Source organism: Komagataeibacter europaeus LMG 18890, assembly GCF_000285295.1.
Lineage (GTDB): Bacteria > Pseudomonadota > Alphaproteobacteria > Acetobacterales > Acetobacteraceae > Komagataeibacter > Komagataeibacter europaeus.
In genome coordinates, this window is record NZ_CADP01000295.1 from 1 (window position 1) to 1,277 (window position 1,277).

The window sequence follows — 1,277 nt, forward strand, 5'->3', positions numbered from 1 at the left end:
TTGTCGCTGGAAAATTGCAACGTTGCAATTTTTGAGAAACCTCTAAATTGACATAGAGACGACCTGCGTTGTCGCGCCCCATTTCGCATTTTTAGCGTTATAGAAGCATTCTCGGCTCACGTTTACGGATTACCTCGACGGTTGTGATAACTTTCGCAAAAGCCTTTCCATGCCGCTTTAAGCTTGGAACCATGCAGCTTGCCAAGTCGCTCACCGAGATGGTCTCGGAATGCATCGGCAATCAGGTCGATATCCCAGCCCCCGCCAGAGGAACGCGCTATTCTAGCGAATATCTCTTGGTCGGCTCCAAACTGGAGAGAACCGGCTGGAAACATTAGCTGCCCATCGCTTTTCGCAGCTGCGGGTCGTACTACTTGATTGCGTTGTGTTTCTAATTCGCGTGTAGTTGTTTGATGATCTATGACCTTTGGGGTTTCCTTAGGTTGGAAAACAATCTCGAGTTCTCTTACTGCTCTTCCTTGTCTTATTTCCGTCCACTCGACCGTAAAATGCGCCAGTTCGTCGATTTCATTCTTGCAAACGGTCAATACTTTTCGCCGCAACTGAGCAAAGTCTTTATAGACGTTAGGTGAGATCCCTAAGGCAGCACGAAATGCGATGACGTCACCTTTCCACACGGTTTGACGTCTCTTCACGCGCAAGGCCCCGATTTCGTAAAGTTTAAGCGCGTAAGCCGAACGAAAACCCAATACAGCGGTGCGGTTCATGACCGCATAGGTCTCAGACTCTTGGATTAGTCTTCGGGCATCAGGAGTAAATTCCCACTCGATCCAACCGACTTCTTTTCCAGGCTCTGTGTCTTCAACTTCTTCCCTTGAAGAGGCAATCAGAGAAAATCGTCGCGTCGCTTTTTTACCTCGCCAGGAAATGTCGTCTTCGGCAAATAGAGTACCATGCAGTTCTTCAAGCATGTCACTTATGCGTTCGTTACCTTTGTGACCCCGCCTGATGTCTGCTTTGCGCATGCGGTGGACCACTGGCTTCCAAGCATCGCCACCGGCTACAAGGATCATCAACGCGAGTAGACGTGATGCAGTCAGGCTTAGCGATTGGCCTCTGACGAAACGTATCTCCACAAGGTGGCCAGGTTTGGCGAACTCGTCGGCACCCTTATGCTGTAGAGCGCGAGCAACACGCATGGCGCGCTTTGGAGCTTCATCACTTTCGGATGCGTATTGCATGGGCGGGTTATCCAGCACCTAACGGGACGAACGATTCGTATCCTGACCTTAGAATGAGAATAAGGTCAGGTGAAG

General features: G+C 50.0%; 1 protein-coding gene. It reads right to left on the reverse strand.

The window, feature by feature from the left end; genetic code table 11:
• Positions 1–122: 122 nt before the first annotated feature.
• On the reverse strand, positions 123–1,202 hold the full coding sequence (locus GEU01_RS21880; RefSeq protein ID WP_026018937.1) for a replication initiation protein: 1,080 nt from the start codon (positions 1,200–1,202) through the stop codon (positions 123–125).
• Between the last annotated feature and the right edge of the window lie 75 nt (positions 1,203–1,277).